Genomic DNA, 6,916 nt, shown 5'->3' with positions numbered 1-6,916 from the left:
GTATCTTTGGTGCGTGGTTTTTGCACTCAAATTTAGCCTTTTTTATTTTATTTTCTAAAAAATTTCAAGCCATCTCAAACAAAATTTGCAAACTAACTTTTACCAAATTTCATCTATAATCCCCTTATGAAAAACCAAAATTTGCAAGAGAAAATTTACGCTGTTATCGACCTAAAGTCCTTTTACGCCTCGGTTGAGTGCGTCGAGCGCGGGCTTGATCCATTTAAGGCCGACCTAGTCGTGGCTGATACCAGCAGGGGCGAGTCTAGCGTTTGCCTAGCTGTTAGTCCAGCGCTTCGTGCAAAAGGGGTGAAAAACCGCTGCAGGCTCTTTGAGATACCAAGGGATATCAAATTTATCGCTGCACCTCCTAGGATGCAGTTTTACATCGACTACGCCGCTAGGATTTATGAGATTTATCTAAAATATGTCTCCAAAGAGGACATCTACGTCTATTCGATCGATGAGTGCTTTATCGACCTCACTTCTTACTTGAAATTTTACGCTCTTGGCGCAAAAGAGATGGCAAAGATGATGATGGATGAGATACTAAAAACGACTGGCGTTACGGCGACTTGTGGCATGGGGACAAATTTATACCTTGCAAAGATCGCGCTTGATATACTAGCAAAGCACCAAGATGACGGCATCGCGTATCTTGACGAAGAGCTTTATAAAAAGCAGCTCTGGACACACCAGCCACTAAGTGACTTCTGGCGTATCGGCAAGCAAACTAGGCTAAAGCTCGAAAAATGCGGCATTTTTTGTATGAAAGATATCGCAAATGCACCAAAAAGCCTGCTTGAAAAAATTTTTGGCGTCGATGCTTACATCACGATCGATCACGCAAACGGCATAGAGCCAACGACGATAGCCGATATAAAAGCCTATAAACCAACCACCAAGTCCTACTTTAGCTCGGAAATTTTGCCCAGAGACTACGAGCGCTGCGAGGCGGTGATCGTGCTAAAGGAGATGGCCGATAGGCTCGCTCTTAGGCTCATAAACAAAGATGTGAGGGCGAGTGGGCTTACAATAAATATCAAATTTTCTGACAAACTTGAGCCACACCAGCGTGCGAGCGTGCGGTTTAAAACGCCCACAAATATCTCAAGCGTGCTGATGAGCGCGGCTGAGGAGCTGCTTTTAAATAAGATAAAAAATGCTGGGCTAATTCGCCAGATAAGCATATCAGCAAACGACGTCGTGAAAGAAAATTTGGCTGAATTTAGCCTATTTGAAGATGGCGCCAAGGAAAAAGCGGTGCTAAAGTCACTAAATTTGATAAAAGAGAAATTTGGCAAAAACTCGATCCTACGTGCGATCGACCTACTTCCAGAAGCGACTGGGCAGGATAGAAACAAAAAGATCGGAGGGCACAAAAGTGGCGAGTAAAGATAGGGCGAAAATTTTTAGCTCGTTTAACCCTCTCTCTACTCTAGAGCGAGCCTTGCGACAAAAAGAGCGAGAAAAATGCGAAAAACTAGAGCTTGATGAGAGCATGATCGATGAAATTTTAAGAGAGATAAGCAAAATAAAAGTGGCTGATGAAGTGCGTGTAAGCTACCACGACGGCTTTACTTACATAAAAACTAGCGGCCTAGTCTCAGATGTAAATTTCAAAGATAAAATCCTCATGATCGTAAAAACTAAGATCAAATTTGAAGATATAAATAGGATAGAGATCGTTAAAAAAATTTGTAGTATAAAAACTAAATAAGCGTTTTTACCTTCTCCCAAGGCTCAATGTCACCGTCTATCTTTGTAAAAATAGTAGAAATTTCTATATTTTTTACATTTAAATTTTCTTTGTATTTTTTTAAATCTCTTTGCTTTAATTTTTCTTGCAAGAAGCTAAATTCATACTCGATTTGACCTCTAGCAACGGCGATCTTGGATAAATTTTCTGCGTCAAATTTACCAACTTTTGCAACATCAAATTTATATCCACGAGCGCAAGCCTCTTTATAAACTTCAAAAAGATAGGCGTTTATGGCATCTATAGAGTTTTGGTGAGTGTAAAATCTAATTAATTGCGGATGGTTTTTATAGCCTTTTGTCAGCCCCTCTAAAACATTTTTAGCCAGCAAAGCCTCTCTCCACAGAGCCACAAGACCCTTCGTGTCAAGATATTTAAAATTTATCGTCCAGAGTCTCATTTTTACCTTATTTATATAATTAAAAATACTAGTTACCATTTGCTATCTATGGTTTTTTGTTTTAGTAAGTCAAAAAGTCAACTAAAAAGTTCTGATAATAATAGTTTGTGATTTTATACATAAAGGCTTTAAAATAACGTTAAAACCGTGGCTCAATGCTTGTAAAAGTTGATAAAAGTTTGTGCTGTTTATAAATAGTGGCTACCAAATTTTAAAAATTTAATCCTTCCAAAGCCACCATTTTAACTTGGCTTTGTCAGGACTGGGCGTATTTGCGTAGTAACAAACCATGCGGTAAACGTAGAGGATGCACCTGTCACTGCCACGTCCAAGCGCCTTTGTGCGCTCATACATCTCGTCAGCATCTGCGCCTTTTAGCGAAGCGATATCCTCGTAGCCAAGTGCTAGCATATCTGCCTCGGTTGCCTCGCCGACATAAGGGATTTTCTTAAAATCGCTCAAATTTACCTCAATTTTCTTTTAAGCTCCGCCAAACTCGCCGCTTTGAATGAAATTTTAAATTTAATTCGTGCGCTTTGAGGCTCGCTAAATTTTACCTTACTACTGCGCCAAGTCGTTATCCAAGCTACGCACGAGGTGGTTTAATTTAAATTTCTTACGAGCAAAACCATATTTAAAATGATTTTGCGTCAAATTTTACGCGAACCTCGAGCTCTAAATTTGCTCCAAAATTCGTTCGCAAATTTCTCTTGGATTTGCGTTTTCGTAGATCGGCCTGCCAACGACGATAAAGTCGCTGCCCTCTTGCTTTGCGCTAACTAAATTTGCAACCCTCTTTTGATCCCCAGCACTCTCGCCAAAAGGCCTAACTCCAGGACAAAGCGTGATGAAATTTTGACTTGTCACGTCTTTTATGAGCTTGCTTTCAAAGACCGAGCAGACCATGCCGTCAAGCCCCGCCTCAAAGCTCATCTGGCTAAATTTCCTAACCGAACGCGAAAGCGTATCGTTATAAACCGCTTCAAATTCGCTCTCATTAAAGCTAGTAAGTGCCGATACCGCAAGCACTAAAGGGCGATTTTGCAGCGCATTAAGACGCTCCATTACAGTTTTCATCGCTCTCTTGCCAGCGCTTGCATGCAAATTTATCATATCCACGCCTATCTTTGAGACGACCTCAGCGGCGTCTGCCATCGTGTTTGGGATATCATAGAGCTTTAGATCAAGAAAGATTTTAAACTTCCCTGCCCCCTTTAGCTCCTCTATAAATTTAGCCCCATCACGCAGGTAGCTTCTAAGCCCCACTTTTAGCCAAAGATCAAGCCCTTTTAGCTCTCTTACAAGGGCTAAATTTTCATCCTTGCTTGCCATATCAAGGGCGACGCAGAGCTTCATAGATCGCCCTTTATCTTATCTAGCACGCCGTTTATAAATTTTGGCGCCTGGTCGCTTCCAAGCTCCTTTGCAAGCTCGATTGCCTCGTTTATGATGACGGCTTTATCAGTTTGGCTAAATTTCATCTCATAAAGCCCAAGTCTAAGGATGGCTAGCTCTGTTGCGCCAACCTTACTAAAGTCGCCATCTTTTAGGTGCGGCTTTAAAATTTCATCTAGTTTTTCTTTATTTGCAAGCACCTCTTTAAATGTCTGCAAAGCTTCATTTTTACGCTCATTTCTTATCTTTTTCTCTTCTAAAAATTCCTCTTCAAACTCCGCAGTTACGGGGTTTATCTCGTTTGAGTAAAGTAGCGAAACGATGGCTTGTCTCACTTGATGACGTGTGGCCATTTTACTCTCCTAGCTTTTTGTATAAATTTAGCATCTCTATAACGCCCGTCATCGCTTCAAAGCCCTTGTTTCCAGCCTTGCTGCCAGCTCGCTCTATCGCTTGCTCGATGTTATCTACCGTTAGCACGCCAAATGTGACTGGTTTTGCGTATTTTAGCGTCACGTTTGCGATGCCTTTGGTGGTCTCTGCGCTTACGTAGTCAAAGTGCGGCGTTGCGCCTCTTATCACCGCTCCCACGCAGCAAACCGCGTCAAATTTACCGCTTGCAAGGACCTTTTCAAGCACCATAGGTATCTCAAATGCGCCAGGTACCAAGATCAAGCTCAAATTTTTCTCGTCGCCGCCGTGGCGTAAAAATGCGTCTTTTGCGCCTTCTACCAAGCGGTCTGTGATGATGTGGTTAAACCTTGCGTTGATGATCGCTATCTTCTCATCGCCTTTTAAAGCTAAATTTCCTTCGATTATTTTCATTCTCTTCTCCTTATATTTTGCGTAGTTTATCAAAATCTTATTTAAACTAAAGCTAATATCTAACCTCGAATGAAACGCTAAAATTTCTACCAGGAGCAGTATACCGCTCAAGTCCGGTACCATCAAATTTAACATAGCTTTGGTTGCCGTTATATCTAAGCTGTCTTAAATTTTCCCAAGTAGAATACTCTTTGTTAAAAATATTAAACACCCCTGCATTTATGCTGAAATTTTTACTGATCTTATAGCCCATAGTTAGATCAAAAATAAAATAGCTTTTACTTAGAAATTTATGTGCTTCTGGCTGCGTTGTGCCAGTTACTTTACCTGTATCTCTATCAACAGTTATTTGAGAAAAATTTGGTGGTATTTTTGAAACCGCATCTTTTGCTTTTTTGGCTGCTACAAATTTACTAGTTAGTAAGAGATCAAATTTATTATCACTATACTCAAGTCCAGCCACTGCAGTAAACGGCTGAATAGCCATAAGTGAAGTTCCATCATTTTTTTTGCCACGTGCATAGGTCGCCTTTAAGCTTGCATATAAATTTTCATTTAAATTTAGCGCATCTCCATTTACACGCGAGTTTAGTTCCAGACCTTTGACGGTGGCTCTACCAACATTTACATGTTTAAAGTCGAGACTTTTTTTGCTGTATTTTTTTACAGGCGTCCATGTTACAAGGTCAAGTCCTTCTATCTCATCAATACTAACCTCATAATCACTATCAATAAAATCTCTATATTTTGAGTAAAAAGCACTAAGAGCAAGCGCATAACTCTGACCTGATGACAATAAACTTACCTCATGATTAAAGGCTTTTTCTGGTTTTAGCTCTAAATTTCTAACATATCTTGTGCTATCCCTTGGTGTATCAAAATACATCTCCTCTACTCTTGGCGCACGAAAACCAGTACTAAATGCGTAGCTAACACTCACATTGTTGTTTATATCATACTGGGCTCCTGCATTGTAGGTAATGGCCTTAAATTTACTTTTTTGTAGCTCTGGTGTAGTGACCATTTTATATCCTGCGCCAGAGGCAACAGATGCTTGCTCTGGTTTATATACATATCTATCAAGCCTAACTCCATAGTTTAGACTTAAGGCTTCATTTAAGCTCATATCATCTCCCAGAAAAACATATTCAAGAGTGCTTTTTACTGGCTGGGCAAAGGTTACGTCCGTTGCCTTAACAGGCTTGAAAGGATTTGCTGGATCTACGATAAAACCGCTACCGCCCCATTTTGTATTAAAACTTTGTCTAAGTTGTAAATTTCTATTTTTAAAGGTAGAGATGTGTCTGCCAAGACCAAAACTCAATATGTGGGAAAATTTACCTGCATTAATGTCGCCACTCATGCCGCTTATATCGAACTGTTTTTTGTCTTGAAAAAATTCATAGCTATCTTTTTGATCAAAACTTGAGTTGTATTGCATGTCGTTTGGATAGTTTGCATGATATCTTGTGAAATTTGACCTCTGCTGCACTCTTTGCTTATAAAAACTTACCTTTAAATTACTTAGTAAAGCATCATGGTCTGGCACAAACTCATAGTAAATTCCATATCTTTTGTAAGGGATGCTATCTCTTGTTTGCTTTCTATTAAGTGTTGCGGTGCTATTACTCTTCTCTTCTGTAAAATAGTTTTGCCTAAAGTCTTCATAGGATGTATTTATAAAATGCGAGTCAAACCTATAGCCAAATTTCATCAAATTTGAGTGCGTGCGAAATCTCACATCATCGGGCAAAATTCTACCAAAGGAGCAAAGCTCTGGGTATTTATCCGCCAAATACGAATCCTCTACACTAGTTCCCATCCCACAAAATGGCACATCACCTAGCTTACCGCTGTAAAAATTCTTTGTCTGTTTGCCACGCTTGTATGTGTGCTGAAATAGTGCTTCGATACCACCTGCTTTTACGCCTGCACCTGTAACTTGCCTAAATTCACTATTTTTTGATGCGTATGCGCTTTTGCTATAGAAGCCAACATTTTGCCCATCCCTTACAAAATCATCAACATTTTTTGTCTGCATACTAACGCTACCACCGATCGCGCCACTACCTTTGTTTAACGAATTTGCACCTTTTACAAATTCTACACTGCTTATGTTTTCAAGCTCGGTGCTGTTTCGATTGCCATTTAATATCCCTAAAATATTGTAAGAACGAGGCATAAAGCTCTCAACGGCTTCCATTCCGTCTATTTTTAAAGAAACCCTATCGCTATCTACACCTCGTATGGCATACCCATTATTTCCGCTTCTACCGCCTTCTGTGACAGTTACGCCAGTTTCGTTTCGCACGAGATCTCGCTCGGAGAAAATTTGACCCTTTTTTAGCTCGCTTTTGCTAAGCTCTGTCTTTTTCGTTGAGATACCACTCGCACTTACTACAACACCTTCTAGCAGCGTATCTTGCGATGAAAAGACAAAGCTGGACGCCACACCAGAGATAAACAAAATTCTACAAATTTGCACAATGTCTCCTTAAATTTGAAAAATAACTTGAAAGTGTAGTGTTATTTATATA

General features: G+C 40.0%; 8 protein-coding genes. 2 read left to right on the top strand and 6 right to left on the bottom strand.

The genetic code is table 11. The features are described 5' to 3' along the window. Positions 1 to 126 precede the first annotated feature (126 nt). Positions 127 to 1,395 (top strand): DNA repair protein, encoded by a 1,269-nt coding sequence (locus Q0296_RS01010; RefSeq protein WP_298035714.1) that lies wholly within the window; start codon positions 127 to 129, stop codon positions 1,393 to 1,395. Next, positions 1,385 to 1,720 (top strand): YolD-like family protein, encoded by a 336-nt coding sequence (locus Q0296_RS01005; protein ID WP_298035713.1) that lies wholly within the window; start codon positions 1,385 to 1,387, stop codon positions 1,718 to 1,720. Before Q0296_RS01010 ends, Q0296_RS01005 begins: the two co-directional genes overlap by 11 nt. Here Q0296_RS01005 and Q0296_RS01000 read toward each other — a convergent pair. The 6 genes from Q0296_RS01000 to Q0296_RS00975 all read right to left on the bottom strand — a co-directional run bounded on the left by Q0296_RS01000 (position 1,713) and on the right by Q0296_RS00975 (position 6,864). Then, positions 1,713 to 2,159, bottom strand: a complete 447-nt coding sequence (locus Q0296_RS01000) for a pyrimidine dimer DNA glycosylase/endonuclease V (RefSeq protein WP_298035712.1) — start codon at positions 2,157 to 2,159, stop codon at positions 1,713 to 1,715. The two genes, Q0296_RS01005 and Q0296_RS01000, sit on opposite strands and share 8 nt — an antisense overlap. A gap of 219 nt (positions 2,160 to 2,378) precedes the next feature. Further along, positions 2,379 to 2,621, bottom strand: coding sequence for a helix-hairpin-helix domain-containing protein (locus Q0296_RS00995; RefSeq protein WP_298035711.1), 243 nt, complete (start codon positions 2,619 to 2,621; stop codon positions 2,379 to 2,381). 213 nt (positions 2,622 to 2,834) lie between these two features. Beyond that, positions 2,835 to 3,515, bottom strand: coding sequence for an orotidine-5'-phosphate decarboxylase (pyrF, locus tag Q0296_RS00990; RefSeq protein WP_366939713.1), 681 nt, complete (start codon positions 3,513 to 3,515; stop codon positions 2,835 to 2,837). Next, entirely contained in the window at positions 3,512 to 3,907 is a 396-nt protein-coding gene (nusB, locus tag Q0296_RS00985) for a transcription antitermination factor NusB (RefSeq protein ID WP_021085959.1), read from the bottom strand. Before nusB ends, pyrF begins: the two co-directional genes overlap by 4 nt. A 1-nt stretch (position 3,908) precedes the next feature. Beyond that, a complete protein-coding gene (gene ribH / locus Q0296_RS00980; protein WP_298035710.1) occupies positions 3,909 to 4,379 on the bottom strand; it encodes a 6,7-dimethyl-8-ribityllumazine synthase in 471 nt (156 codons plus the stop codon). 52 nt (positions 4,380 to 4,431) lie between these two features. Beyond that, a complete protein-coding gene (locus tag Q0296_RS00975) occupies positions 4,432 to 6,864 on the bottom strand; it encodes a TonB-dependent hemoglobin/transferrin/lactoferrin family receptor (RefSeq protein ID WP_298035709.1) in 2,433 nt (810 codons plus the stop codon). Positions 6,865 to 6,916 lie beyond the last annotated feature (52 nt).

This window comes from uncultured Campylobacter sp. (assembly GCF_937890585.1).
GTDB lineage: Bacteria > Campylobacterota > Campylobacteria > Campylobacterales > Campylobacteraceae > Campylobacter_A.
This window is presented reverse-complemented; position numbering and strand designations above follow the sequence as displayed.